This window comes from Streptomyces kebangsaanensis, from assembly GCF_001906585.1.
Classification (GTDB): Bacteria; Actinomycetota; Actinomycetes; order Streptomycetales; family Streptomycetaceae; genus Streptomyces; species Streptomyces kebangsaanensis.
This window is the reverse complement of record NZ_JUJA01000137.1, coordinates 36,662-37,862: the sequence shown is the minus strand read 5'-3', so window position 1 is coordinate 37,862 and position 1,201 is coordinate 36,662. Positions and strand designations below refer to the sequence as shown.

2 protein-coding genes are annotated in these 1,201 nt (G+C 72.3%); both read right to left on the bottom strand.

All coding sequences use genetic code 11. The features are described from left to right. Positions 1–103: 103 nt before the first annotated feature. The gene (locus tag RH94_RS20000; protein ID WP_073948892.1) at positions 104–436 is read right to left on the bottom strand and encodes a putative quinol monooxygenase; all 333 of its coding nucleotides are present in this window, start codon (positions 434–436) and stop codon (positions 104–106) included. A 287-nt stretch (positions 437–723) separates the two neighbouring features. Further along, positions 724–1,201, bottom strand: a 478-nt coding sequence (locus tag RH94_RS19995) for a hypothetical protein (RefSeq protein ID WP_199881005.1), incomplete at its 5' end; no start/stop codon positions are given.

Genomic DNA, 1,201 nt, shown 5'->3' with positions numbered 1-1,201 from the left:
CTGTGCCCGGCCGGCCGACGGCGCAACTCCGCGGGTGACACCGTGCTCCGAACGGTGGAACGGCCCACGGCCCGGGCGGCTTCGCAAGCGCTCGGCGGTGTGGTCACTCCTGCCCGGGGACGCTCATCTCGCCCAGCAGCGACCAGTCGTCCTGCGGAACCGTCGTGTTCACGATCCGGGGCGTCTCGGCCAGGTGGGGAGGCAGGGTCCGCTGCGCGGCCTCGAAGTGCTCGGACCGCACGTGGGCCGCACCCGCCTCGTCGTCGCGGAAGGCCTCGACCAGGACGTACTCCGTCGGGTCCTCGACGCTGCGGGACCAGTCGAACCACAGGCAGCCCGGCTCGTCGCGTGTGGCCGCGGTGAACTCGGCGGCGATCTCCGGCCACTGGTCGGCGTACTCGGGGCGGACACGGAATTTGGCGGTGATGAAGATCATCGGTCTCCCTCATTGGCTCTCTGCGCGCAGCCGCGCCGCCTGCTGTGCGGTCCGACGGGCGAACGCTGCCACAGGGTCGCCGCTCCNAGCCGGGACGGGCTCCGGCGGAGCGGGGGCAGGCCGAACACGGTCGTAGCCGTGGCGCGGATCGGACACAGCAGGATGTGATGATCGTAGCCGACGCGGAGCACACCGCTCGGAGATGCTCTCCCGGCGGTGCCGCGGTGGCCCTGGCTTCCTCCTGCCGCTGTCGTCAGGCCGTGGCCACCGGACGTACTCCCGGCGGGTCACCCCGTGGTCGGTGTCCGGGCCAGGACTCGGGACCGGTACTCGAGCAGGGTCGCGCTTTCGGGGATTCGCGGGAGCGGGGATACCTGGACCCGGGGCGGGCCGAGGGCGTCGGCGAGGGCGTGGCGGAGATCCGCGCACTGATGGCCGTAGGTGCGGTAGCCGTCGTGGGTGACCAGCCAGATGCGTGCCTGGCCGGACGTGCGGGCCAGCAGTCGAGTGGCGAAGGCGCCGGCGGACGCGCTCTTGTTGCGGCGCTCGTAGTCGACCCAGTCGACCACGGCGGGATCCTGTGCGGTGGGGTAGGCCAGACGTCCGGCCGGTGTGTGCAGGAGCCTGGTGACAGGGGGACCCAGCTGGTCGGGGCAGAAGACGACGGTGTCGCCCGCTGCGGCGTGCCGGTTGACGGCCATGGCGATCTGGCCGGCTTGTGTGCGCGGAACGGAGAGGTTCAGGGCGGCGACGGCGAGCCACGCC